The organism is Corallococcus sp. AB038B (assembly GCF_003668955.1).
GTDB classification, from domain to species: domain Bacteria; phylum Myxococcota; class Myxococcia; order Myxococcales; family Myxococcaceae; genus Corallococcus; species Corallococcus exiguus.
This window is the reverse complement of record NZ_RAWO01000003.1, coordinates 33108-56788: the sequence shown is the minus strand read 5'-3', so window position 1 is coordinate 56788 and position 23681 is coordinate 33108. Positions and strand designations below refer to the sequence as shown.

Here is a 23681-nt window from a genome sequence, read left to right as displayed (position 1 = left end):
CGAAGGGACGAGGGAGTGCGAAGTTGGCTCGGGAGGCGTCGCTGCGGGTGGTGTTCGGCATCGCCGTCCTGGACCTCATCGGGTTCGGCATCCTGATTCCGCAGCTGGGCGTGTACGGCGTGCGCTTTGGCGCTTCCCCCTTCGCGGTGGGGCTGCTCGTCGCGGTGTACTCGCTGATGCAGCTGGTGGCGGCGCCCATCATGGGGCGGCTGTCGGACCGGTTCGGCCGGCGGCCGGTGCTGCTCATCTCCCAGGTGGGTTCGCTGCTGGGCTACGTGCTGTTCGCCTTCGCGCACACGCTGCCCCTCCTGTTCCTGTCCCGCGTCATCGACGGGGTGTCCGGCGGCAACGTGTCCACGGCGCAGGCGGTGGTGGCGGACATCACCAAGCCCCATGAGCGCGCGCGGGGCATGGGCATCATCGGGGCGGCGTTCGGCCTGGGCTTCGTGCTGGGGCCCGCGCTGGGCGGCGTCCTGGGGGCGTGGGGCGGCAACCTGGCCATTGGCCTGTTCGCGGCGGGGCTGTCCGCGCTGAACCTCATCAACACCTGGTTCTTCCTGCCGGAGACGCGCAGGGCGGACTCGCCGTCCGCCACGGCGCGCAACATGCGGGGCGCGGCCGCCGCGTTGACGCTGCCCGTCGTGGGCCGGTGCGTGGTGCTGGTGCTGCTCTACACGGTGGCCTTCGCGCAGATGGAGGGCACCTTCTCCGTGTACCTGCTGACGCGCTTCCTGTCCTCCGGGCCGGTGCCGCTGGAGGGCGGGTGGCTGGTTCACGCGGTGCATCCGGACGCGTCCATCCTGAAGGAGGCGAGCCTGCGCTCCGGGGCGCTCTTCGCGGTGGTGGGCGTGCTGTCCGCGCTGGTGCAGGGCGGGCTGATGCGCCGGCTGGTGGCGGCCGGTCATGGCGCATCAGGCCATGGGGCGGCAGGTGCCCCGGGGGGCAGGGGAGGGCGGGAGGCCCCGGTGGCCGTGGTGGGCTTCGGGCTGACGGCGGTGGGGTTGGCCCTGCTGCCCGTGGCGCCGTCGTACGGGTGGCTTTTCCCGGTGATGGGCCTGTTGGCGGTGGGCTCCGCGCTGGTGACGCCGTGCCTGTCCGCGCTGGTGTCCCTGCACGCGCCCATGGAGCGGCAGGGGGCGGTGCTGGGGGCCTATCAGGCGTCCGGGTCGCTGGGCCGCATCATCGGGCCCGCGCTGGGCGGCCTGCTCTTCACCCGACTGGGCCCGACGGCCCCGTACGGGACGGGCGCGGTGCTGGTGGCGCTGGGTGGACTTTTGGCACTGTCGTTGGTGACACAGGTGCGATTGTCGGGAGCAGGCGCGGAGCAAAGCTCATAGGATGGGGACCATGGTGGGCAAGCCGCAACACATCACCATCGCGTTCGACGTGATGGGGAGCGATCACGGCCCGTTGGAAGTGGTGCGAGGCGCCGCCCAGCTTTCGCTGGAGTCTCCGCACATCCACGCGCTGCTCGTGGGGGACCGGCCGGTCATCGACGAGGCCCTGGCGAGCATCAAGCACAACGGGGAGCGCATCTCCGTGCACCACGCGGGCGACTACGTGGGCATGGACGAGAAGCCCGGCGAGGCGCTGGCGCGCAAACCCGAGTCCTCCGTGGCGGTGGCCGCCCGGCTGGTGGCGGAGGGGGAAGCGCACGCGCTCGTCTCCGCGGGCAACACGGGCGCGGGCGTGCTCGCGTGCAAGCGCCACTTCCAGCTGATTCCCGGCGTGCGCCGCGCGGCCCTGGCCACGGTGTACCCCACGCGGGGCGTGCGAGGCGCGAAGCAGGACCCGTTCAGCCTCATCCTCGACGTGGGCGCCACGGTGGAGGCCACCGCGGAGGACCTGGTGGCGTTCGCCGTCATGGGCTCCGCCTACGCGCGCATCATCTCCCGCAACGAGCGGCCCAAGGTGGCGCTCCTGTCCAACGGCGTCGAGCCGCAGAAGGGCCCGCCGCGCGTGGTGGAGGCGCACCAGCGGCTGTCGCAGATGGCGGGGCTCAACTTCACGGGGAACGTGGAGGGCATCGACATTCCGCGCGGCACGGTGGACGTCATCGTCACGGACGGCTTCGTGGGCAACGTGTGCCTGAAGATGCTGGAGGGCGTGCACGACACGGTGATGGAGCTGGCCCAGTACGCCTACAAGGAGAGCCTGCGCTGGCGCGCGGGCCTGGCCATGCTGTCCTCCGGCATCGAGCGGCTGAAGGACATCACGGACTGGGAGCAGTACGGCGGCGCGCCCATCCTGGGATTCGACCGCATCTTCATCAAGGCGCACGGCCGCTCCAAGGCGCGCGCCATCGCGAACGCGGGCAAGGTGGCCGCGAAGGCGGTGGCGAACGAGCTGGGCACCGCCATCCAGGAGGGCCTGGCGAAGTGAGCCTGCCGGACCGCATCGACCCGCCCCCTCCGCGCCGCATCTACCGGTGGGACCTGGACAAGACGTACCTCCAGACGGACTTCGAATCGCTGCGCGACCTGTTCCGCACGGCGTTCCAGAAGGCCCATGAGAAGGTCGCCATCCCGGGCGCGTCCGCCCTCATCCGCGAGCTGGCGGAGCAGGGGGACTCGCGGCTGTGCATCGTGTCCGGCAGCCCCAAGCAGATGCGCGCGGTGCTGGAGGAGAAGCTCAAGCTGGATGGCATCCAGTGGGATGAGTTCGTCCTCAAGGACAACGTGGGCAACCTGCTGCGCGGGCGCTTCCGGGCGCTCCGGGGACAGGTGGGCTACAAGCTGCCCGCCATCCTGGAGAGCCGCGTCCACGCGCCGGTGGAAGCGGAGGAAGTGCTCTTCGGTGACGACGCGGAAGCCGACGCGTTCATCTATTCGCTCTACGCGGACCTCATCGCGGGCCGGGTGGACGAGCGCGTGCTGTCCCAGGTGCTGGAGGCGGGCGGGGTGTACCCGGACGACGTCGCGCGGGTGCAGGAGGCGTGGAAGAAGATTCCCATCGCGGATCCGGTGCGGCGCATCTTCATCCACCTGGACAAGCTGACGCCGCCCGCGCACTTCACGCCCTACGGCCCGCGCGTGGTGCCCATCTTCAACTACTTCCAGGCGGCGCTGGTGCTGCTGGCGGACGGCCACCTCACGGCGCCGCAGGTGCTGAAAATCGCCGTGGAGATGGTGCAGACGGCGGGGCACAACATCATCACGCTGTCGAACTCGTTTCAGGACCTGCTCAGGCGCGGACTGCCGCTGCAGCAGGCGGCCATCGCGCTGTCCCAGGCGATGGAGGGCCCCAACGCGCTGCTCAAGGCCATGCGCCCCATGCCGGACATCCTGGCCGCGTTCAGCAAGCGCCTGGCCGCGCTGGGCACGCAGCCACCCCCACCGCGCGTGCAGGCGGTGGACTACGTGTCGCTCATCTCCCACGCGCTGCCCCGGACCCACAAGGGGCGCACCCTGAAGCCGCCCACCTGAAGCGCCTGGCCTTCGGGCTCGGTCGTCTGCCTGCCTGCTTCCCGGCCCCTCCAGCGTTGAGGGCCCGTGGCGGCCGGAGTCTGGCCCGGAGCGGGGTGTTATCCAGTGGAAGCGCCTCCCACGGGCAGCGGGCGCACGGCGGGCGGGCAGGGGGCCCCGGACGGACCCCCGACGTCCCTGAAGAATGTCCTTAAGCGCGACCCCCATGGGTGGGAGGATGCGTGTTAGACGGCTGCCCTGCCGAGGCGAATGACGCGAGACCCGACCCATCCCCCGCCCCCTGGCGGAACGCTGCCAGCCGCGCCCGGAGACGACGCGCGCGGAGAGGCCTCCTTCGAGGCGGCAGCGGACACGGCATCCGGGTCCGCGCACGAGGTTTCTTCCATGTCTTCCCCCCTGGACCTGTCGGGCCCCGAGGAGCGCGGCGAGCGCACCGAGGCCCAGGTGCCCGCGGACTCCGCCGAGCACCCCAGCGATTTCGAAACCCCTTCCCGGGCCGCCACGGCCCCCTCCGAGCCCCCCTTCGCCGCGGACGCGGCGGAGGACGACGGGTTCGACGACGATGACGACGACGCCGAGGACGCCGGCCCGGAGGTCACCGACGAAATCCTGGCCGCCACCGAGGCCCTGAAGGCCGCGGAGGCGGAGGACGCGCAGGCCGCCGCCGAGGCGGGTGACGAAGCCGAGGAGCCCGAGGCCGTCATCCTGGAGCCGGAGCCCGCCGCGAACGAGCCGGAGCTGCAGGCGCCCACCACCACCCGCACGGGTGAGCCCGCGGAAATCGACCCGGACGAGATGGATCCGGACGCGCTCAAGGTGGTGCTGCGGCTGCACCAGCACGGCCACCAGGCGTACCTGGTGGGTGGCTGCGTGCGCGACCTGCTGTTGGGCAAGAAGCCCAAGGACTTCGACGTGGCCACCAGCGCCCACCCGGGCGAGGTGCGCGCCATCTTCCGCAACTGCCGGCTCATCGGCAGGCGCTTCCGGCTGGCGCACGTCTACTTCAAGGGCGGGAAGATCGTGGAGGTGTCCACCTTCCGCGCGAACCCGACGGAGCTGGAGCCGGCGGCCGGCGCGGCGGGGGCGGAGGAGGGGCAGAGTGGCGAGGACCTCCTCATCACCCACGACAACGTCTTCGGCACCGCGCAGCAGGACGCGCGCCGGCGCGACTTCACCATCAACGGCCTGTTCTACGACGCGGCTGAAGGCCGGGTCATCGACTACGTGCGCGGCCGGCGCGACCTGGATGAGCGCTTCATCCGGACGATTGGCGACCCGGAAATCCGCATGCGCGAGGACCCGGTGCGCATCCTGCGCGCGGTGCGCTTCGCGGCGAAGCTGGACCTGGACATCGAGTCGCGCACGTACGCGGCGATGGAAGGCGCGGTGGAGGACCTGCCGCGCTGCGCGCCCGCGCGCCTGCTGGAGGAGACGTTCCGGCTCATCCGCGGCGGTGTGTCCGCCCCGGCGCTGAAGCTGCTGGCGGCGCTGGACTCGCTGAAGATCCTGCTGCCGCCCGTGGACGAGTACCTGCGTGAGAACGGCAAGGAAGGGGAGAAGACCTTCTACGCCTTCGCGCAGGCGCTGGATAAGCGCGTGTCGGCGGGCGAGGTGCTGGACGACGCCATCCTGCTGGCCACGTTGCTGGTGCCCATCAGCCGTGCGCAGCCGCCGGTGGAGGAGACCCAGGACGAGGGCCGCGCGTCGGTGTCGCGCGTCATCGAGGACCTGCTGGCGGGCTTCGTGGAGTCCGCGCGGCTGCCGCGCCGCATCGCCGAGCGCTGCCGCATGCTGCTCCTGATGCAGCGCACGCTGTCCGGGGAGCGCCGCCGCAAGACGGGCGCCTTCCGCCGCCACCCGCTCTTCAACGAGGCGCTGGCCGTCTACGCGATGACGGTGGAGGCCACGGACGAGGGCCGCGAGGCGCTGGAGGCCTGGCAGGCCGGAGAGGTGCCGCCGCCGCGCGCCGGAGCCGCTGGCGGTGCGGACGCGGAAGGCCCGCGCCGCAAGCGCCGTCGCCGCCGTCGCCGTCGTTCCGGCAACGGGAGCGGAGAGGGCGGCGGTTCGGGCGCCTCCTCCGGTTCCGACGCGGGCGAGGGGTAGTTCCCCTGTAGCAGCCGGGTGCAGCGAAAGGGCTGGAGCGCTCAGGTGCTCCGGCCTTTTTCGTTTCGTGTCGAGTGTGCGCTGCCACTTCCCTCGCCGCGGTGATGCAGCGAACGGGTTGGAGTGATCGCAGCCTCGGCCCTTGTCGTGTCCGCGAGCCTGGTGACGCGCTACCGCTTCGGCTTGTCCACGGGCTTCTCGGAGCGGTGCTGGTCGTCGTCCGACGCCTCCGCCCCCGCGATGTCCGCCATGGTGATGGCCTTGCTGCCGAAGCGCGCCGCGATGCGGTCCATCGCTTCGTTCAACTTCGACGACTTCGGCGCGGCCGCTGGGAACAGGCCCAGCTGGGGCTCGTCCTCGTCCAACTGCACACTCACTCCGGTGAGCCGCAGCGCCTTGCCTTCGTGCGCGCGCTCCAGCAGCTCCAGCGCCGCGCGGTAGATGACCTGCCCGTCGTCCGTGGCCTCGCGCAGCGTGACGCGGCGGGTGATGAGCGTGAAGTCCGCGAACTTCAGCTTGAGCTGCACCACTCGGCCCTTCAGCGTCGCGCGCCGCAGCCGCCGGGCCACCCTCAGGGCCTGCGCGTGCACGTGCGGCTTGAGCGCCTCCAGGCCCGTCAGGTCCTCGTCGAAGGTGTCCTCCGCGCCCACGCTCTTGGCCGCCCGGTCCGGCACCACGTCCCGCGCGTCGATGCCGTGCGACAGCTCCCACAGGTGCTTCGCGCTCGCCGCGCCGAACCGCTCCTCCAGCCAATCCACGTCCCGCGCCGCCACGTCGCCAATGGTGACGAGCCCCGCGCGCTTCATCGCCTCTTCCGTCTTCGGCCCCACGCCCCACAGCCGCGACACCGGCAGCCCGGCGAGGAAGGCCACCGTCTCCTCCGGGCGCACCTCGCGCTGACCGTTGGGCTTCGCCAGGTCGGAGGCAATCTTCGCCACGAACTTCGCCGTGGCGATGCCCGCGGACGCCGGCAGGTTCAGCTCGTGGGCGATCTCCTTGCGGATCCGCTTCGCGATGTCCGCCGCCGCGCCGAACAGCCCCACCGACGCCGTGACGTCCAGGAAGGCCTCGTCCAGCGACAGGGGCTCAATCAGCGGCGTGTACCGCTCGAAGATGGCGAACACGTGCTCGCTGGCCTCCGCGTAGGCGGAGAAGCGCGGCTTCACCACGATGGCGTGTGGCGCCTGCTTCATCGCCCGCGCCATGGGCATGGCGCTGCGCACGCCAAAGGGGCGCACCTCGTAGGACGCGGCCACCACCACGCCGCGTTGTGCATGCCCGCCAACGATGACCGGCTTGCCCCGGAGGGACGGGTTGTCGCGCTGCTCGACGGACGCATAGAAGGCGTCCATGTCCACGTGGAGGATGGCTCGCATGACGTGAGTCACTCTAGTGGTCCCCTCTGACAGTGCGAGCCATGAAGACCCTCACCGAATACCTCTGGTTCGAGACGAAGGCCCGGCGCGAGCTGGTTCGCCTGACGGACACCGTGGCCGCCCTGCTGAAGAAGAGCGGCATCCAGGAGGGCATGGTGCTGGTGTCCGCCATGCACATCACCGCGGGCGTCTTCGTCAACGACGACGAGCCCGGCCTCCACGAGGACATCTGGGACTGGCTCCAGCACCTGGCGCCCCACGGCCCCGACTACCGCCACCACCGCACCGGCGAGGACAACGGCGACGCGCATCTGAAATCCATGCTCGTCCACCATCAGGTGCTGATTCCCGTCACCGCCGGCAAGCTCGACCTGGGCCCCTGGCAACAGGTCTTCTACGCGGAGTTCGACGGCCAGCGCCGCAAGCGCGTCATCGTCAAGGTGATGGGCGACTAACCGGCCACGGGCCACGCCAGCCCGTGGCGTCCCAGCTCCGCCACCAGATCCGGCGGCAGCGGGCTCTCCACCTTCACGGGCTCCTTCGTCACCGGGTGCTGCACGGTGAGCGAGCGGGCGTGCAGGAAGAACCGCCCCAGCTCCGGCGCCTCGCGGCCCCCGTAGAGCGCGTCCCCCACGAGCGGCGCGCCCACTCCGGCCAGATGCGCGCGCACCTGGTGCAGCACGCCGGTGAGGATTTTCACCTCCACCAGGCTGTAGTCCCCGGACCGGGCCAGCACCTTGAAGTGGGACAGCGCCTCGCGGGCGTCCTCGGCGCCGTAGGGGGCGGGCTCCACGCGGTCCGGGTGGCGCGGGTGGTGGCGCAGCGGCACCTCCACCTCGCCCTCGTCCGCCAGCGGGCCCGTCACCAGGGCGACGTAGCGCTTGTCCACCGCGCGGTTGCTGAAGGCCTCGCGCACGGTGGTCCAGGCCTCGCGCGTGCGGGCCGCCGCGAGCACCCCGGACGTCTCCACGTCCAGCCGGTGGCACAGGCCCCCCTCGCGCGGGTCCTGGGACGCCTGCGCGACCTCCGGGTAGCGCGCTACCAGGGCGTTGGCCACCGTGCCCGTCTCTCCGGGCTGCAGGGGGTGTGACGGGCGGCCGGCGGGCTTGTCCACGAAGAGCAGGGCCGCGTCCTCGTGCAGGACGACGAGCGGGAACTCCGTGTCGGGCACGGCCTCGCGCGAGGCCTCCTCCACCGTCACGGCGACCTTCTGGCCGGCGGTGACGAGGAGGCCCTTCTTGGCGGGGCGGCCGTCCACGCGCACCTGGCCTTCCTCGAAGAGGCGCTTCATGCGCGCGCGGGACAGGCCCAGGGCCTCGCCCGCGAACAGGTCCACCCGCTGGCCCGCCTTGTCGGCGTCCACGGTGAGGGTGTGCGTCGTCGTCGTGGTCACTCGGAGAGGGCCTCGTACACTTCCTCGGCCGTCTGGAACCGGTCGTCCGGCTCCTTGCGGATGAGGCGATGGGCCACCCGCGCCAGCTGCGGGTCGCCATGCAGGTTGAGCGCGAGCAGCGGCGGAGGTTCCGTCTCCAGCACCTGACGCCACAGCTCGTGCGGCGTTTTCGCGTCGAACGGCGGACGCCCGCTCATCAGCTCGTACAGGATGACGCCCAGGCTGTACAGGTCCGCGCGCCCGTCCAGCGGCTCGCCCAGAATCTGCTCCGGGGCCATGTACCGGTAGGTGCCCACCAGCTTGCCGTCCGCGGTGATGCCCGCGTCGTCCGCGAGGAACTTGGCCAGGCCGAAGTCCATCAGCCGGACCTGGCGGTCGTCGTCCACCATGATGTTGGACGGCTTCAGGTCGCGGTGCACCAGCCCGTGGCCGTGGATGTACGCCAGCGCCTCGCACACCTGGAGCATGGCGTCCTTCAGCTTGCCCATGCGCTCCGGACGGTTGAGGTCCGCCTCCTTCGGCGTGGCGGGGCGGGAAGGGGGCTGCGGCGCGCGCGGTGCGGCCCGGCGCGGATCCACCACGCGCATCCCGTCCGAATCCGAGTCGTCATCCCCGGCGCCGTGGAAGCTGGCCAGGTCCTCGCTGGGCGCCTCTTCCGCGAAGGCGTTGAGGTCGAAGGTGCCGTCGTCCTCCACGTCGTCGTCCTCTTCCTCGTCCGGGCTGTCGACGCTGCCGAAGTCGTCGTCCGCGGTGCGGCGGATGGTGAGCGGGCCGCGCGAGGAGGGCGTGGGCGTGTGCAGGTCGTTGAAGCTCACGTCCAGGTAGTGGCGCAGCGTGAGCCCTTCGATGAGCTCCATGGCCAGGTACGGCTGGCCCGCGTGGACGCCGGCCTCGAAGACCTTCACCACGTTGGGGTGGGCCAGGTCCGCGAGCGTCTCGAATTCGCGCGCGAGTCTCCGGGCCGCGCGGTCGTCCAGCGACGGTCCACCCGTCGACAGGAGCTTCAGCGCGACCTCGTCGTTGCTGCGGCGGTCCAGGGCCCGATAGACGGTCCCGGCCCCGCCACTGCCGAGCGTTTCCAACACGCGGTAGGGACCAATGGCCTTGGGAGGCATGGGAGCGCGGATCCTACGGACCACGTCACGTCAGGGTCAAACATGCAGACGGCGCTTGAGAGGTTGCGAACGCCTGGCCCCTGGGCTGTTTCATTTTTCCAGTGAGACATGGGAAGCCTCACGGACCATGCAAATCGGGAAGTATCGGCTCATCCAGAAGCTGGCCGAGGGCGAGGTGGTGGAGTCCTTCCTGGCGGAAGACGCCAGAGGTCCGTGTGAGCTCCAGCGCGTCCTTCCCTCGGTCGTGGGGCAAGAGGGGCTGGTGGAGGCGTTCCTGGCCGGGTCGGAGCGTGCTTCTCGCCTGGACCACCCGAACGTGGAGCGGGTCCTCGACTTCGGGAGGGCGGATGGGAACGTGTTCCGGGTGATGGAGCGCATGGGCGGACCTTCGCTGCGCCAGCTCCTGGATGCGACCACGGCGCAGGGGGCGGCACTGCCGCCGGGCGTGTGCGCGAGGATCGTGAGCTTCGCCGCCACGGGGCTGGCGTACGTGCACGCGCTGACTGGCGCCTCGCAGGAGTGGGTGCACAACGACGTGCGGCCTGGAACCGTGCGGGTGTCGCGCGAGGGCGTCGTGAAGGTGAGCGACTTCGGCATCGCGAAGGCGGCGGCGCGGGACCTCCGCACACGGCTGACGCCAGTGGATGCCCTGGCCTACAAGCCGCCAGAGCAGTTCCAGGGCCAGTCTCCGGACCTGCGCGGTGACGTGTACGGGTTGGGGATGGTGCTCTACGAGTTGCTCACAGGCCTGCGTCCCTTCGTCGGGCAGGACCTCGTGGGCGCGCTCAAGGCCATCCGCTCCGCTTCCTACGTGCCCGCGGTGGAGCGCCGGCCGGACCTGCCGGAGTCGATGCAGCGCATCCTGGAGCGAGCGCTCGCGACGGACCCGGTGGAGCGCTACCCGGACTGCGGCGCGCTCCAGGCGGACCTGGAGCGCTTCATGTCCGCCCTGGACGAACCGGTGAGCGCGGACGCTCTTGCCCGGTGGGTGGCTCGGGTGACGTGAGGAGGGGAGGGGCTGTCCCGTGGGACGGTGGACGTCCCGGGCCGGGCGGGGATTTCCCTTTCCCGCGAACCATGGGAAAGCTCTGGGTCCATGCAATTGGGGAAGTACCAGCTGGTGCGGAAGCTCGCCTCGGGCGGGATGGCCGAGGTGTTCCTCGCGAAGGCGGCGGGGCCCCGGGGGTTCGAGAAGACGCTGGTGCTCAAGCGCATCCTTCCGCACCTGGCGGAGGATGAAGCGTTCGTGGAGATGTTCCTGGGCGAGGCGCAGCTGGCCGCCCGGCTGGACCACCCGAACGTGGTGCAGATCTTCGACTTCGGCGAGGTGGACGGCAGCTACTTCCTGGCGATGGAGTACATCGACGGGCCCACGCTGCGCAGGCTCGTCAAGCGCTCCACGGAGCTGAAGCAGCCGTTGCCCGCAGGCTTGTGCGCGAAGATGGTGGCCGCCGCGGCGGAGGGGCTGGCGTTCGCGCACGAGCTGTCGGACCCGGAGACGGGAGCCCCGCTGGGGCTGGTGCACCGGGACATCAGTCCGGAGAACGTCCTGGTGTCGCGGCAGGGCGCGGTGAAGGTGGTGGACTTCGGCATCGCGAAGGTGGCGGGGCAGAGTCACCGCACGGCGACGGGCGTGGTGAAGGGCAAGATTGCGTACATGCCGCCGGAGCAGCTCCAGGCCAAGGCGATGGATGGGCGCGTGGACGTGTACGCGCTGGGCATCGTGCTCTACGAGTTGCTCACCGGCCGGCGTCCCTTCGACGCGACGACGGACGTGAGCATGATGCAGGCCATCCTCTTCGAGCCCTTCGTGCCCGCGGTGCAGCGCCGGCCGGACCTGCCGGAGGCGATGCAGCGCATCTTGGAGCGGGCGCTCGCGAAGGACCGCGAGCAGCGCTACCCGGACTGCCGCGCGTTCCAGTCGGACCTGGAGCGCTTCGTGCTGTCGCTGGGCGAGCCGGTGGGCGCGTACCAGATTGCACGGCTGGTGGCGCAGGTGATGGAGGGCGTGGACACGATGCCTCCGGCGACCACGCCCTCGAAGGGGCGGGAGGCGGCGCCAGCGGCCCGTGCGCCGGAAGCGGCGACGACGCCCATGCCCGCCCGTGTGGGCACGGCGTGGGAGCCCTTGTCCTCGCGAGGGTCGATGGCGGCGCCCGCGGTGACGGCATCGCAGCACGACATTCCGTCGAGCCGGTTCGATGCGGCGACGGATCCGGCGACACCGTCGGCGGGGAGCCTGCTGCGGGAGTCTTCAAGGGTACAGCCTCCGGAAGTCTCGAAGGTGGTTGCCTCCGAGCAGCCCCTGCTCGCGGGCGCCGTGCCCTCTTCCCGGCGGAAGCTGGTGGGGGTGCTGGTGGCCATGAGCGTGCTGGGGCTCGCTGGGGGGCTGGTGGTGGCGGGCCGGGGGGAGAAGGCCGCTGCTCCTGCGAGTGCGCCCACGCAGGTGGCTCGGAAGGACGACGCGCCCGTGAAGCCGCCGGAGCCGAAGGTGACGCCGGTCGTGCCGGAGGCGCGTGTGGAACCGGTGGCCTCCGTGACGGTGGACAGCGGCACGCCGCACGTCGTGACCGAGGTGAAGCCCACGACAGGGGAGTCCACGGAGGCTCGTGATGCGGGCCAGGTGGCGGTGGTGGCGCCGCCCGTGACGCCGGCTCCACAACCCGTGGTCAACGTGAAGCCCGTGGCGACGAGCACGAATCAGCCGCCGGTCCGCCGCGTGGCCACGCCGGTCCGTCGCGAGCTGCCGAAGGGCAGGGTGGAGTTCCGGGTCCGTCCGTTCGGCATGGTGTCCCTGGACGGCAAACCCCTGGGGCAGACGCCCTTCGCCGCCGTGGAGGCGACGGAGGGAGTCCATCAGGTGCGTGTCGTGAACAAGGAGCTGGGCAAGGACGTGACGCGCGCCTTCGAGGTGAAGGCCGGGCAGGACAACGTCTTCAAGCTCAACCTTGCGGCGGAGTGACGGGCCGGCTTCCCGACACCGTGATCAGGGAGCGGCGCAGACCTGTGAACCATCGCAGATGAGTTCGTATGCACAGTCCTCGCTGCCCACGCACTTCGTGCCCTGGGGGCAGTCGTAGCCGCTGCCTCCGTTCATCCCGTTCACCTTGAAGTTGTTGTTGGAGACCTTCTCCGTGAGCGCCTGATTTCCGATGAAGCCCTGCAACTTGTGGGTGAGGTTCACGGTGATGCTGCCCGTGAGGACGGTTGCCTGGACTTCGAGCGGCTCCGTCACTGCGTTGATGGCGTCCCGGATGATGAGTGCGATCTGCGTCGCGGGCGTGTTGTTCGCCACGGCGACCCGCTGGTTGGTGGGGTTCTTGAGAATGTTGTTGCGGTCTATCTCGAAGGTGACGGGCATGTTGATGCCGTCGCTGATGGTGAACGTCTCCTCGTCAAGCAAGTTCGCGCTGGAGGTAGTCGTGATGGAGCCCGTCGCCGCCTGAAGCGTCTTTACCTGGCAATTGGCGCTGCACGAGCCACAGGTAAGCGTGTTTCTGTCGTCGCAGGCTTCGTTGGCCGGGTCCTGCACACCGTCGCCACAGACATTGCCCTGGAGATTCAGGACGGTCCTGCAGTCGCCACTGCAGCGCTGGCAACTCGCGGTGCCGTAGGGGCACGCGGCCTCCGTGGTCGTATTGCCATCGTCGCAGGCTTCGTTGACGGGGTCCGTCACCCCATCGCCACAGATGTTGCCCGTGACACTCAAGATCGCCTTGCAGTCGGATCTGCAAACCATGCAGCTCGCCACCCCATACGGGCAGGCCGTCTCGGTCGCGGTGTTGCCGTCGTCACAGACTTCATTGGCGGGGTCCCGGACTGCATCGCCGCAGACATTGCCTTGGAGGACGAGAGAGGCCTGACAATCACTGCTGCACCCCTGGCAGGACGCTGTCCCATAGGGGCAGGCCGTCTCGGTGGCGGTGTTGCCGTCGTCGCAGGCTTCGTGGGCCGTGTCCCGCGCGTCGTCACCACAGACGTTGCCCAGGATGGTGACGAACGCCGTGCAGTCCTCCCGGCAGACGGTGCAGGTCTGCTGGCCATAGGGACAGCTCCTCGAAGACGTGTTGTTGTGCTCGCACTGCTCGCCGGCGGCGGCATTCACGATTCCGTCCCCACAAGCCGGTAGGGTGCAATTGGCATTGCAGGTGCCCGACTCACCCTGGGTGTCACACTGCTCGCGGCCCTGACGGGCGCCATCGCCGCACACCTCGGCCACACGGCAGTCCGCGCTGCACCCGTCGCCGTCCTCGGTGTTGCCGTCGTCGCACCGCTCCTCCTTGGCGACGTCGGTATAGCCATTGCCGCAGGTCTCCAGGGACAAGCAGTCCGCGCTGCACCCGTCACCACTCACGTTGTTGCCGTCGTCGCACGCCTCGCCCGCGGAGGTGTCACGCACGCCGTTTCCACAGACCTCGCTGGACCGGCAGTCCGCGCTGCAGGCATCCCCGCCGAGCGTGTTGCCATCGTCGCACTTCTCGCCTGCGGCGATGTCCACGACGCCGTTTCCGCACACCTCCAGGGAGGTGCACGTGCGGTCGCAGCCGTCACCGTCGATGACGTTGCCGTCGTCACAGGCCTCACCGGCATGGACGATGCCGTCGCCGCAATCCGAGGGAATGCAGATGTCCTGCTTCGCGGCGCACTGGCGTCCCTCCGGACACAGCAATCCCGAAGGGCAGGTCCGGTCCGGAGGGTCGGAACAGACGGTGAGCAGGGGCAGCAAGAAGGCCAGCACCATCCACGCTCGTGACGCGAGCACGTGGCGCGGATGCCGGTAGGAAGACGGGCGCGTCATTCCAGGACCTCGGAGGAGTCGGTTGCCGTGGCGGAAGGAATGGCCGTGCAGACGACGCGCGTGGGAACAGCCGCGTCACAGGTCACCCTTCCGGGGAGGTACTGCGCCGTGGTGCAAGTGGCGCCAACATCGAAGCCTTCATCGACGTCGCCGTTGCAGTTGTCGTCCTTGCCATCGCAAAGGGACTCGGCCTGACCTGGATGGACGAGGCGATTGCGGTCGTCGCAGTCGTCGCGCACCGCATACGTTCCAGCGGGGGCGACGCATGCGCGGACCGGCGTCCCACCATGGCCGTCCAGGTCCGTGTCGGCGTACCAGGTCGGGGCATCCACGGCGTCGCCTTCTCCGCCGACGCAGTTGTCATCCACCCCATTGCATCGCTCCACGGCGCCGGGATGGATGTCCGCGTTCGCGTCATCACAGTCCGTGCCGCCATGGGCCGCCGAGACAAACCCATCCTGGTCCAGGTCCACGGCGGTCAGGTCGAGCCGCGCCTGGGTCACCTGTCCCTTGTCCGTCGGGACCGCTGGGAGCACCTGTCTCGCGACAGGCACCGCGTCGCAGGTCTGCTCGAATGCGTCCACCTGGAACATGACGTCACTCGTCCAGGTGTCGGATAACAAGACAGCCACCCGGAACGCGTCGCCGGGCCGCGCGTCCTGGCGTCCCAGCACCAGGGTGGACACGGTCCGGGTCCCCGCCTTCGTCCCGAGCGCCACGCGGAGGCAGCCGGGATTGAATCCGACCGGATGGAGGGTCAACTCCAATCCCCGGTCGCAGGCGCTCGGATCCGCCCGCAGGACACCGTCCAAGGTCTGCGGCCCACGCCCTTCACAGAACCGCTCCAGGAGGACCTGGTCTGTTTCAGGGACGGTGCATCCGATTTCCAGGCCCCCCACGGCGATGGCCATCGCGAGCCAGCCCTTCATTGGCCACCCGCCGACGCAGTGGTCTCACCACTGAGGAAGTATGTCGTGACGGCGCCAGCGGCCGCCGCCAGCGCCGTGCCGAACAGCACGTTCGCCACGACCGCCTGGCCCCGCGCATCGTCCAGATGCCCGCTCACGTTCGAAGCCAGCTCCGCGTCCCGCGCGGAACTCACGTTGCCGCGCGACTGGAGCCCGAAGATGGACCCCACACCGCCCGCCACCACCCCCGTGCCCAGCAGCACCCACGACACCGTCGGCACCCGGCGCATCCCGCGCTCACGGGCATCCACCTTCAAGTCCACGCCCGGAGCCGGCACAGGCGCCACCGCGACCTGGGGCGGGCTCAACACCTTCGGAGTCTCCGCCACCGGAGCGTCCGCCGGCTTCTCCACCGCAGCGCGCTCCTGCCGCACCGCGCTCCGCACCGACTCGAAGTCCCCCTCCACCTTGGGAGACACCTTCGCAGGCAGCTTCGCCTCCGGTGCCAGCAGCAAACCCGCCCGGAACGAAGCCAGCGCGTCGTCCCGCCGCCCCAGGTCCGCCAGGATGACGCCCTCATAGATGGCCGCCGCGCTCCGTTCCTGCTCCGTCCGCGCCAGCCGCCGAGCCCGGGTCACCGCCGCCAGGGCCTGCTCGGACTCCAGGTCCTCGAAGAGCCGGGCGGCCTCCGCCATCGCCGCGTCGAAGTACGTGCCCGCGGGCCGGGACGCCGCCGCCCCCGTCCCCGTCGCCTGCCCGAAGGCCGGTCCCACCCCCAACACCCAGAACCCGAGCAGCCCGCCGAGCACCCGGAAGGAGGGACACCCATGAGGAGTTTTCATGGAAGACGACTCTAGCCGGGCTCCTGTCCCCTCATGAACCGTTCAACCCCGCCAGACGACCGCCCACCCAGGGAGGGGGACCGGGCGGCCACGCGCCCGTGGACGCGACGCGGCGCCGCCGCTAGGGTGCGCGGCTTCATGGATCGCCCTCCCACAGTGTTGCCCACCGCCCTTGAGATCCAGGTCAAGGCCCGGCCACTCCCGCGCCACGTGGGCATCATCATGGACGGCAACGGCCGCTGGGCCGAGCTTCGCGGCCAGCCCCGGCTGGAGGGCCACCGAGAGGGCAGCGTGAGCGTCCGGGAAGTCACCCGCGCCGCCCGCCGTGTTGGCGTCCAGGCCCTCACCCTCTACGCCTTCTCCTCCCAGAACTGGGCCCGCCCGCCGGAAGAGGTCGCCGGCCTCATGGAGCTCCTGCGCGAGTACCTGGAGTCCGAGCGCGCGGAAATCCTCGACAACGGCATCCGCCTCAACGCCATCGGCGAGGTGGACAAGCTGCCCCGCTACGTCCGCGAGCCTCTGGAGCGCCTCCGGGCGGACTCCGCCCACAACACGGGCATGGTGCTCACCCTGGCGCTCTCCTACGGCGGCCGCGAGGAACTCCTGCGCGCCGCGCGCGACCTGGCTCAGGCCGCTGCCCGCGGCGAGCTGGACCCCGCGCACCTGGATGCGGAAGACCTGGAGTCCCGGCTGTGGACCGCGGGACTTCCGCCGGTGGACCTCATCGTCCGCACCAGCGGCGAGCAGCGCATCTCCAACTTCCTGCTCTGGCAACTGGCGTACGCCGAGCTGTGCTTCACCGACGCCCTGTGGCCCGACTTCCGCACCGAAGAGTTCCTGCGCTGCCTGTCGCAGTTCCAGGGCCGTGAAAGGCGCTTCGGTCTGACGTCCGCCCAGGTCAACCGGGACGACACCCCCCAGCGGGCCAAGGCGTGAACGAGAAGAACAAGAACCTCCTCATCCGCGTTGTCACAGGCGTCACCCTCCTGCCGCTGGTGCTCCTGCTGCTGTTCCTGGGCGGGTACTCCAGCGCCATCCTCCTGGGTGCCGCCGCGGCCGTGTGCGCCGGCGAGTACTACCTCATCACGCAGAAGCGCCTGGGCGCCGCCGCGTGGGTGGGCATGGCCTTCGCCTTCGTGATGCCGCTCTTGCCGCTGCGAGACGCCGCGCGCACGGGCGAGGCCGCCTTCTGGCTGACGTCCGTCTTCTTCTTCTTCGCGTGGATCTACAACCTGTTCCGGGGCGTGCTCGCGGAGGCCCCCACCCGGGCCGCGCACCTCGTCACGGGCTTCCTCTACGGCTCCATTGGCCTCACCGCGCTGTCCGCGCTGCGCCTGCTGCCGGAAGGGCACGCGTGGGTCATCTGCGCGCTCACCATCACCTGGGCCAACGACACGCTGGCGTACTTCGCCGGCCGCTTCCTGGGGAAGCACAAGCTCTACCCCGCGGTGAGCCCGAACAAGACGTGGGAGGGCTTCTTCGGCGGCATGGTCGGCTCCGTGCTGGGCATGTTCGTCGCCAAGCTCGGCTTCTTCCCCATCTTCACCGTATGGGACTGTGTGGTGCTGGGCATCCTGGGTGGCCTGCTGGGCCCCGTGGGTGACCTGTGCGAGTCCATGCTCAAGCGCGCCTACGGCGTGAAGGACTCCGGAAAGCTCATTCCCGGACACGGCGGTGTGCTGGATCGCATCGACGCGCTCATCTTCAACGCGCCAATGGTGTTCGTCTATGTGCAGTTCGTGAGGCACCTGCTGCCGTAAGTGCCTGATTTCGCGCCTGCCCGCCCGCCTTGCGGCGTGCGTTGTGCGTTGTCCGTCCCGGGGGGCGCGATTACTCTTCCGGCCATGCTTCTGAACCTCCTGTACTTCATCCTCCTGCTGGGCGTGCTCGTCACGGTGCATGAGATGGGTCACTTCCTCGTGGCCAAGGCCTGCGGGGTGAAGGTCCTCAAGTTCTCCATCGGGTTCGGACCGAAGCTCATCGGCTTCACCAAGGGGGAGACGGAGTACCAGGTGGCGCTGCTGCCCCTGGGCGGCTTCGTGAAGATGGCCGGAGACCTTCCGCACGAAGAGCTCCCGCCGGAAGAGGCCGCGCGCGGCTTCCTGGCGCAGCCGCCCTGGAAGCGCGGGCTCATCGTCCTCGCGGGCCCGGCCTTCAACCTGCTGTTCCCCATCCTCGTCTACTTCTTCGTCTTCCTGGGGCCCCAGGAGACGCTGTCCACGCGCGTGGGCATGGTGTCGCCGGACATGGCCGCCGCCGCCGCGGGCGTCCGCCCCGGAGACCGCATCCTGTCCGTGGAGGGCGAGCCGGTCCGCACCTTCGACGACATGCGCGACGCGTTCGTCGGCAAGTTCAACCGCCCCGTCCCCATCACCCTGGAGCGCGACGGGCAGCAGCAGGTGGTGGAGGTGACGCCGGAGAAGAGCTCGGAGGTGTCCCCGGTGGACACCATCGAGCGCGGGATGATTGGCGTGAGCCCCTACCCGCAGCCGCCGGTGGTAGGCGTGCCGGCGACGTCCCCCTCGGCCACCGCGGGCCTGAAGAGCTTTGACCGCGTGCTGTCCGTCAACGGCGTGCACGTGCAGGACGAGGCCGCCCTCTACCGGGAGGTGGCCAAGGTGCCGGAAGGCACCCCCATGGCGCTGAGCGTGGCGCGCCTGGCCCCCGTGGGCGTGGGCGCCGTCACCGGCCGGCTGCCGGAAGTGGTGAAGGTGTCCCTGCCGCGCCAGCCCGGCGAGGGCGCGGCGGCGCTGGGCGCTGAGGCCGTGGACCTCTACGTGGCGAGCGTGGCCACCGGCAGCGTGGCGGAAGGCGCGGGCATCGTTCCGGGCGACCGCATTGTCGCCATCAACGGCACGCCGCTGAAGTCCTTCAACAAGCTGGCGACGGTGCTCAACGGCCTGCAGGCCCAGCCCTTCACGCTCACCTGGCGCGGTGCCCAGGGCGAGCGCACGGAGAAGCTGGCGCAGGCGCCGCTCAAGACGCGCGACGACTACGGACAGACGAGCGCCCCGCTGGTGTTCGGCGTGCGCCCGTGGAGCTACAGCAGCGCGGACCTGCCGCCGGTGGAGAAGGTGACCATCGACCTGGGCCCGGCCGCCGCCTTCAAGGAGGCCGCGCTCATCGTCCCGAAGATTGTCGGGCAGATGGTGCAGGTGCTGGGCGGCCTGTTCGTGGGCAAGGTGTCGCCCAGCACGATTGGCGGCCCCATCATGATGTACCAGCTGGCCGCCAAGAGCGCCGAGCAGGGCCTGGACAGCTTCCTCAACCTGATGGCCATCATCTCCATCAACCTGGGCGTGATGAACCTCTTGCCCATCCCGGTGCTGGACGGCTTCCACCTGCTGTCCGCCGCGTGGGAGGGCATCCGCCGCCGCCCCATCCCCGTGCGCGTGCGCGAGGTGGCGAACATGGTGGGCCTGGCGCTGCTCATCCTGCTCATGCTGCTGGCCGTGACCAACGACGTGACCCGCTAGCGAGGTGATGATGCGAGGACGTACCGCGCTCCTGCTGCTGGGGATGGGATTCTTCGCTGGCTGTGCGTCGCGCGCGGCGAAGCCCCAGCCGCCGGAGACCTCTTCCGGTGAAGAGGGAACGAAGGTGACGCGCCGGGAGAAGATGCCCCGCAACTACCTGGGGGAGGGCGTCGCGTCCTTCTACGGTCCCGGCCTCCACGGCCGGCCCACCGCCAGCGGGGAGAAGTTCAACCAGAACGCCCTCACCGCCGCGCACCGTACGGAGCGCTTCGGGTCGTGCGTGAAGGTGATGAACATGGAGAACGGCCGCCAGGTGGAGGTGCGCGTCAACGACCGCGGCCCCTTCGTGGACGGCCGCATCATCGACGTGTCGAAGGCCGCGGCGAAGCAGCTGGGCATGCTGGACAAGGGCCTGGCGCGCGTGCGGCTGTACCGGTGCGGCAGCGACCGCGTGTCGCAGGTGCCGGTGGAGTTCTGGGCCGTTCCGGCCTGAGTGCCTTGAAACGAAAGAAGGGATGTCGCCTGTGTTGCTCGCGCTGGACACCTCCACGCTGACGCTGTCGCTTGCCCTGGTGGAACGCCAGGGGGACGCCGTGCGCGCCGTGGAGCACGTGGTGGTGCTTCCGCCAGAGAAGCAGAGCGAGGCGCTGCCCGGCGTCGTCGGGGACCTGCTCCAGCGCCATGGCCTGAAGCTGAAGGACCTGGAGGGGCTGGCGGTGGGCCTGGGGCCGGGGTCCTTCACGGGCCTGCGCATCGGCCTGGCCACGGTGAAGGCGCTGGCGTACGCCACGGGCCTCAAGGTGGCCGGCGCGTCGTCCCTGGCGGCGGTGGCGCTGGAGGGGCCGGAGGGCGTGCCGCTGTTCTGCCTCGCCGTGGCGCGCAAGGACGACCTCTACCTGGGCGCCTACCGCCGCGTGGGCTTCGCCGTGGAGGCGCTGGCGCCGGAGACGGCCATGTCACCGGAGGAGGTGGCCCAGCGCATGGCCGCCGAACCGGAGGCCGTGGCCCTGGGCCCCGCGCTCGCGGACTACCGCCAGGCGCTGGAGAAGCACGGCGTCGCGCCACACCGGCTGTTGTCCGGCCCGGCCTTCCCGTCAGCGGTGGAGGTGGGGCGGCTGGCGAGGCTGCCGGAGGCGTACTCCCAGGAGGCGCTCTTCGCCCTGGAGCCGCACTACGTCCGCGCCTCCGAGCCGGAGCGCAACCCGAAGTTCCCGCCGCTGCCGGGCCCCGCGCCCACGGCGCGGCTGAAGGAAGACTGAAGCCTCCGCCTGAAGGGCGCTTCGTCGTGCTCGCGTGGGCGGAGGCGCTGACGTAAAGGAGCGCGTCATGAGAGAGAACCTTCGGATTGCCGTGGTGGGCGCCACGGGCGTGGTGGGCCGCGAGGTGCTGGCCAATCTGTACGCGCGCGACGTGCCGATGGAGCAGGTGCGGGCCTTCGGCTCGGAGCGCTCCAAGGGCCTGGAGGTGGAGTACGGCGAGGACACGCTGGAGGTGGAGCTCGCCTCGGCGGAGGCCTTCCGGGGCATCCACGTCGTGCTGCTGGCCACGCCCGCGGAGGCGTCCCGCAAGCTGGCCCCGGCCGCGCAGGCCGCGGGCGCGTGGGTGGTGGACGCAAGCAGCGCCTTCCGGAACGACGGCAACGTGCCGCTCATCCTCCCGGGCTTCAACACGGAGGCCCTGGGGCCGGGCTTCAGCTTCAAGGGCCGGGTGGTGAGCCTTCCGGGCATCGTCACCAGCGCCACCGTGCACCTGGTGGAGCCGCTGCGCCGCGCGTTTGGCGTGGTGCGCGCGCAGGTGACGGCGCTGATGGGCGCTTCCAGCGCGGGCGTGCGCGGCATCTCCGAACTGGAGAAGCAGACCGCGGACCTGCTGTCTGGCCGCGAGCCGGAGCCGCAGGTCTTCCCGCACCGCGTGGGCTTCAACCTGGTGCCCCAGGTGGGCGGCTTCATGGTGAACAGCCCGTGGACGGAAGAGGAGGGCGGCTGGACGCTGGAGGCCGCGCGCCTGTTCTCCGCCCTGGGCGAGACGCCCGTCCTGGCCGGCACCGCCGTGCAGGTGCCCACCTTCCACGGCCACGGCCTCACCGTGAACGTGCAGCTGAAGAAGCCGGGCCCGGTGGAGCAGGTGCGCGCCGCGCTGAAGACGTCCCCGTCCCTCAAGGTGCTGGATGCCCCCGGCGAGCGCATCTACCCCATGCCCATGCTGGTGATGAGCGACCCGGCCGTCCACGTGGGCCGGGTGCGCGCCTTCCCCCAGGCCCCGGAGTGGGTGACGCTCTTCGCGTCCGTGGACAACGCTGGCCGGGCCGCCGCCCACCTGGTGGACGCGGGCCTCAAGCTGGCGGAACGCCCCGCCTGACATTTTGGCAAAGCCCCCGGGGGCGCCTTGCCTGTTTGGCGCGCGAACCCGGGGTTTTCCTTGGGAAACAGGTCGTCTGGACGGGGCTTGAGGGTGGCCCCGCCCTTGCTAGCTTCCAGCCCATCCATGCGCCTTCCCTTCATTGGCCTCCTGCTCTTCGCGTCCACGGCCGTGGCCCAGACGGGGCCCACGGTGGTGTTCACGAGTTCGTCCACCGCCACGAACAACACCGTCACGGTGCCCAAGAGTGAATGTGGCCAGGAGCGCCGCTTCAGTTGGCAGCGCAGCGGGAGTGCCTGTGAGGACTCGATCTATCTCTACGTGACCACGGGGACCTGCGGCACGCGGCCCGCGTCCACGGACCTGGTCCTGGCTTCGCTCGACACGGCCAACACGGCGACGACCGGCGTCGTGGACTTCACCGTGGGAGAGGCGCTCGCCGCGCGCGGCGGCAACTCGGACGCGGGCACCGTGACGACGTGCGACACCCAGGACACGGAGATCTCCTTCAAGCTGTGCGCGTCCGCGCGGCGGCTGGGCGGCAGCCTGGGGCTGGATTGCCAGGAGACCTTCTCCAACGTGGGCAGCCCCCCCTTCGTGGTGAAGTACGACCCGCAGCCGCCCGCCACGCCCAGCATCGCCAAGGTGATCGCCCGGGACTCGGCGCTGTCGGTGCAGGTGGATGGCGCGGAGGCGAACTCCACCGTCGTGGTGGAGGCGGCGAGGGTGGCCACGGCGGGCTCGGATGACGCCGGGACGGATGCGGATGCCGGCACGGACACCGATGCCGGGACGGACGTGGACGCGGGCACGGAGGACGGCGGGCAGGGGTTGGTGGGCGCGCTGGCGCTGGAGGGCACCACGGGGCCGGTGACGCGCGTCACCAAGGCGTCCGGCGAGGGCAACGTCGTCGTCAACGGCCTCACGAATGGCGTGACGTACCGGCTCCAGGCGACCATCATCGACGCCGCGGGCAACGTGAGCACGGGGTCCACCCAGGTGGATGCGACGCCCGTGAAGAGCAATGGTTTGTTCGATGCCTATGTGGAAGATGGCGGTCAGGAGCGCGGCGGGTGTGCCGCGACCGGCGGCGGCATCGCGGGTGGCGCGGTGCTGGCCGCCCTGGGCATCTGGCTGTCGTCTCGGAGGAAGGTGTCATGAGCAGCACGGCTGTGGGCCTGGGAGTCGCGGCGCTTCTCTTGGCGGTACCGGCAGTGGCGCAGGAGGTGACCATCCCCACGCGCTCTCCGCGCACGGGCGCGGTCATCTTCCGCGCGGGCGGCTACAAGCCGCGCATCGACACCGAGAAGGCCCTGAACGGCAACACGCCGTACAAGGACACCTTCGGTGACACGTCGCTGCTGCTCGTCGAGGGGGAGCTCCAGCGCTTCTTCTACCAGGGCATCGGCACGGCGGGCCTGGGCCTGGGCCTGGGCTACGGGGAGAAGTACGCGGACGCCAAGCTGGATGACGGCTCGGCGGCGGCGGACAAGGCGGCGCTGAAGGTGCTGCCCATCCAGCTCAACGCCTTCTACAAGTTCGACTACGCGGCCTTCCGCTGGGGCATCCCGCTGGTGCCGTACGCCAAGCTGGGGCTCATCTACTCCCCCTGGTGGATGACCAAGGGCAGCGCCACGGAAGAGGTGGAGGGCAGCAAGGGCAGCGGCGGCAAGTGGGGCTGGGGCGGCACCGCTGGCGTGTCGTTCCTCCTGGACGTGCTGGAGCCGCGCTTCGCGCGCGACTTCGACTCGGACCTGGGCGTGAACCACTCGTACCTCTTCGCCGAGTACACGCATGCGGATGTGAACAACTTCGGCGGCAAGGGCCTGAACCTGGGCAGCCGGCGCTGGATGTTCGGTCTGGCGTTGGACTACTAACCGAAAGGCC

Annotated in this window: 21 protein-coding genes; 15 read left to right on the top strand and 6 right to left on the bottom strand. The window is 70.3% G+C overall.

Going from position 1 to position 23681, the window contains the following annotated elements; translation table 11 throughout:
• The first annotated feature begins 23 nt into the window (after positions 1 to 23).
• The 4 genes from D7Y04_RS16550 to pcnB all read left to right on the top strand — a co-directional run bounded on the left by D7Y04_RS16550 (position 24) and on the right by pcnB (position 5528).
• Positions 24 to 1337 carry an MFS transporter gene (locus tag D7Y04_RS16550; RefSeq protein ID WP_121759950.1) on the top strand — a complete coding sequence of 438 codons (1314 nt, stop codon included), beginning with the start codon at positions 24 to 26 and terminating at the stop codon, positions 1335 to 1337.
• 10 nt (positions 1338 to 1347) lie between these two features.
• Complete coding sequence (gene plsX / locus D7Y04_RS16545) at positions 1348 to 2382, top strand: phosphate acyltransferase PlsX (RefSeq protein WP_120581642.1); 1035 nt, start codon at positions 1348 to 1350, stop codon at positions 2380 to 2382.
• Positions 2379 to 3425, top strand: a complete 1047-nt coding sequence (locus D7Y04_RS16540; protein WP_120581641.1) for a phosphatase domain-containing protein — start codon at positions 2379 to 2381, stop codon at positions 3423 to 3425. The genes plsX and D7Y04_RS16540 overlap by 4 nt, the downstream gene beginning before the upstream one ends.
• 384 nt (positions 3426 to 3809) lie before the next feature.
• The gene (pcnB, locus tag D7Y04_RS16535) at positions 3810 to 5528 is read left to right on the top strand and encodes a polynucleotide adenylyltransferase PcnB (protein ID WP_121759949.1); all 1719 of its coding nucleotides are present in this window, start codon (positions 3810 to 3812) and stop codon (positions 5526 to 5528) included.
• 170 nt (positions 5529 to 5698) lie between these two features.
• On the opposite strand, the gene dinB is transcribed toward pcnB, so the two are convergent.
• On the bottom strand, positions 5699 to 6904 hold the full coding sequence (gene dinB / locus D7Y04_RS16530; protein ID WP_121759948.1) for a DNA polymerase IV: 1206 nt from the start codon (positions 6902 to 6904) through the stop codon (positions 5699 to 5701).
• A gap of 41 nt (positions 6905 to 6945) precedes the next feature.
• On the opposite strand from dinB, the gene D7Y04_RS16525 reads away from it, so the two are divergent.
• On the top strand, positions 6946 to 7359 hold the full coding sequence (locus D7Y04_RS16525) for a secondary thiamine-phosphate synthase enzyme YjbQ (protein ID WP_014398332.1): 414 nt from the start codon (positions 6946 to 6948) through the stop codon (positions 7357 to 7359).
• On the opposite strand, the gene D7Y04_RS16520 is transcribed toward D7Y04_RS16525, so the two are convergent.
• Together D7Y04_RS16520 and D7Y04_RS16515 are read right to left on the bottom strand one after the other, a co-directional pair.
• The gene (locus D7Y04_RS16520; RefSeq protein ID WP_121759947.1) at positions 7356 to 8297 is read right to left on the bottom strand and encodes an RluA family pseudouridine synthase; all 942 of its coding nucleotides are present in this window, start codon (positions 8295 to 8297) and stop codon (positions 7356 to 7358) included. The genes D7Y04_RS16525 and D7Y04_RS16520 overlap by 4 nt on opposite strands.
• Complete coding sequence (locus D7Y04_RS16515; RefSeq protein WP_120599705.1) at positions 8294 to 9412, bottom strand: serine/threonine-protein kinase; 1119 nt, start codon at positions 9410 to 9412, stop codon at positions 8294 to 8296. Before D7Y04_RS16515 ends, D7Y04_RS16520 begins: the two co-directional genes overlap by 4 nt.
• Positions 9413 to 9539: 127 nt before the next feature.
• Between D7Y04_RS16515 and D7Y04_RS16510 the strand changes: the two genes are divergently transcribed.
• Both D7Y04_RS16510 and D7Y04_RS16505 read left to right on the top strand, forming a co-directional pair.
• Positions 9540 to 10418, top strand: a complete 879-nt coding sequence (locus tag D7Y04_RS16510) for a serine/threonine-protein kinase (RefSeq protein ID WP_158627529.1) — start codon at positions 9540 to 9542, stop codon at positions 10416 to 10418.
• A gap of 90 nt (positions 10419 to 10508) precedes the next feature.
• The gene (locus tag D7Y04_RS16505) at positions 10509 to 12374 is read left to right on the top strand and encodes a serine/threonine protein kinase (protein ID WP_121759945.1); all 1866 of its coding nucleotides are present in this window, start codon (positions 10509 to 10511) and stop codon (positions 12372 to 12374) included.
• A 24-nt stretch (positions 12375 to 12398) separates the two neighbouring features.
• Here D7Y04_RS16505 and D7Y04_RS16500 read toward each other — a convergent pair whose 3' ends face one another.
• From D7Y04_RS16500 to D7Y04_RS16490, 3 genes are read right to left on the bottom strand one after another with little or no spacing between them, the layout of a single operon-like run.
• Positions 12399 to 14210 (bottom strand): DUF4215 domain-containing protein, encoded by a 1812-nt coding sequence (locus D7Y04_RS16500; protein ID WP_121759944.1) that lies wholly within the window; start codon positions 14208 to 14210, stop codon positions 12399 to 12401.
• A complete protein-coding gene (locus D7Y04_RS16495; protein WP_121759943.1) occupies positions 14207 to 15139 on the bottom strand; it encodes a putative metal-binding motif-containing protein in 933 nt (310 codons plus the stop codon). The genes D7Y04_RS16500 and D7Y04_RS16495 overlap by 4 nt, the downstream gene beginning before the upstream one ends.
• Positions 15136 to 15960, bottom strand: coding sequence for a tetratricopeptide repeat protein (locus D7Y04_RS16490; protein ID WP_121759942.1), 825 nt, complete (start codon positions 15958 to 15960; stop codon positions 15136 to 15138). Before D7Y04_RS16490 ends, D7Y04_RS16495 begins: the two co-directional genes overlap by 4 nt.
• Before the next feature lie 138 nt (positions 15961 to 16098).
• Here D7Y04_RS16490 and uppS point away from each other — a divergent pair, with 138 nt between their 5' ends.
• The 8 genes from uppS (at position 16099) to D7Y04_RS16450 (ending at position 23671) form a co-directional block, all read left to right on the top strand.
• Positions 16099 to 16896: a polyprenyl diphosphate synthase gene (gene uppS, locus D7Y04_RS16485; protein ID WP_120600016.1), complete on the top strand. Its 798-nt coding sequence runs from the start codon at positions 16099 to 16101 to the stop codon at positions 16894 to 16896.
• A complete protein-coding gene (locus D7Y04_RS16480) occupies positions 16893 to 17720 on the top strand; it encodes a phosphatidate cytidylyltransferase (protein WP_120600014.1) in 828 nt (275 codons plus the stop codon). The genes uppS and D7Y04_RS16480 overlap by 4 nt, the downstream gene beginning before the upstream one ends.
• Before the next feature lie 84 nt (positions 17721 to 17804).
• The gene (gene rseP, locus D7Y04_RS16475; protein ID WP_120600013.1) at positions 17805 to 19436 is read left to right on the top strand and encodes an RIP metalloprotease RseP; all 1632 of its coding nucleotides are present in this window, start codon (positions 17805 to 17807) and stop codon (positions 19434 to 19436) included.
• A 10-nt stretch (positions 19437 to 19446) separates the two neighbouring features.
• Positions 19447 to 19929 (top strand): septal ring lytic transglycosylase RlpA family protein, encoded by a 483-nt coding sequence (locus D7Y04_RS16470; RefSeq protein ID WP_120600015.1) that lies wholly within the window; start codon positions 19447 to 19449, stop codon positions 19927 to 19929.
• Between the two features lie 22 nt (positions 19930 to 19951).
• Entirely contained in the window at positions 19952 to 20695 is a 744-nt protein-coding gene (gene tsaB / locus D7Y04_RS16465; protein WP_120578789.1) for a tRNA (adenosine(37)-N6)-threonylcarbamoyltransferase complex dimerization subunit type 1 TsaB, read from the top strand.
• Between the two features lie 67 nt (positions 20696 to 20762).
• A complete protein-coding gene (locus D7Y04_RS16460; protein WP_120597707.1) occupies positions 20763 to 21794 on the top strand; it encodes an aspartate-semialdehyde dehydrogenase in 1032 nt (343 codons plus the stop codon).
• A gap of 126 nt (positions 21795 to 21920) precedes the next feature.
• Positions 21921 to 22955: an MXAN_2561 family MXYO-CTERM-anchored protein gene (locus tag D7Y04_RS16455; protein ID WP_120597706.1), complete on the top strand. Its 1035-nt coding sequence runs from the start codon at positions 21921 to 21923 to the stop codon at positions 22953 to 22955.
• Complete coding sequence (locus D7Y04_RS16450; RefSeq protein WP_120597705.1) at positions 22952 to 23671, top strand: MXAN_2562 family outer membrane beta-barrel protein; 720 nt, start codon at positions 22952 to 22954, stop codon at positions 23669 to 23671. The genes D7Y04_RS16455 and D7Y04_RS16450 overlap by 4 nt, the downstream gene beginning before the upstream one ends.
• The last annotated feature ends 10 nt before the right edge of the window (positions 23672 to 23681 follow it).

What these genes read in the sequence shown, in the direction of transcription:
- plsX (WP_120581642.1), top strand. Translation starts at nt 1,348, where the DNA reads ATGGTGGGCAAGCCGCAACACATCACCATCGCGTTCGACGTGATGGGG.
- pcnB (WP_121759949.1), top strand. Translation starts at nt 3,810, where the DNA reads ATGTCTTCCCCCCTGGACCTGTCGGGCCCCGAGGAGCGCGGCGAGCGC.
- dinB (WP_121759948.1), bottom strand. Translation starts at nt 6,904, where the DNA reads ATGCGAGCCATCCTCCACGTGGACATGGACGCCTTCTATGCGTCCGTC.
- D7Y04_RS16525 (WP_014398332.1), top strand. Translation starts at nt 6,946, where the DNA reads ATGAAGACCCTCACCGAATACCTCTGGTTCGAGACGAAGGCCCGGCGC.
- D7Y04_RS16515 (WP_120599705.1), bottom strand. Translation starts at nt 9,412, where the DNA reads ATGCCTCCCAAGGCCATTGGTCCCTACCGCGTGTTGGAAACGCTCGGC.
- D7Y04_RS16510 (WP_158627529.1), top strand. Translation starts at nt 9,540, where the DNA reads ATGCAAATCGGGAAGTATCGGCTCATCCAGAAGCTGGCCGAGGGCGAG.
- D7Y04_RS16505 (WP_121759945.1), top strand. Translation starts at nt 10,509, where the DNA reads ATGCAATTGGGGAAGTACCAGCTGGTGCGGAAGCTCGCCTCGGGCGGG.
- D7Y04_RS16500 (WP_121759944.1), bottom strand. Translation starts at nt 14,210, where the DNA reads ATGACGCGCCCGTCTTCCTACCGGCATCCGCGCCACGTGCTCGCGTCA.
- D7Y04_RS16495 (WP_121759943.1), bottom strand. Translation starts at nt 15,139, where the DNA reads ATGAAGGGCTGGCTCGCGATGGCCATCGCCGTGGGGGGCCTGGAAATC.
- D7Y04_RS16490 (WP_121759942.1), bottom strand. Translation starts at nt 15,960, where the DNA reads ATGAAAACTCCTCATGGGTGTCCCTCCTTCCGGGTGCTCGGCGGGCTG.
- uppS (WP_120600016.1), top strand. Translation starts at nt 16,099, where the DNA reads ATGGATCGCCCTCCCACAGTGTTGCCCACCGCCCTTGAGATCCAGGTC.
- rseP (WP_120600013.1), top strand. Translation starts at nt 17,805, where the DNA reads ATGCTTCTGAACCTCCTGTACTTCATCCTCCTGCTGGGCGTGCTCGTC.
- D7Y04_RS16470 (WP_120600015.1), top strand. Translation starts at nt 19,447, where the DNA reads ATGCGAGGACGTACCGCGCTCCTGCTGCTGGGGATGGGATTCTTCGCT.
- tsaB (WP_120578789.1), top strand. Translation starts at nt 19,952, where the DNA reads ATGTCGCCTGTGTTGCTCGCGCTGGACACCTCCACGCTGACGCTGTCG.
- D7Y04_RS16460 (WP_120597707.1), top strand. Translation starts at nt 20,763, where the DNA reads ATGAGAGAGAACCTTCGGATTGCCGTGGTGGGCGCCACGGGCGTGGTG.
- D7Y04_RS16455 (WP_120597706.1), top strand. Translation starts at nt 21,921, where the DNA reads ATGCGCCTTCCCTTCATTGGCCTCCTGCTCTTCGCGTCCACGGCCGTG.
- D7Y04_RS16450 (WP_120597705.1), top strand. Translation starts at nt 22,952, where the DNA reads ATGAGCAGCACGGCTGTGGGCCTGGGAGTCGCGGCGCTTCTCTTGGCG.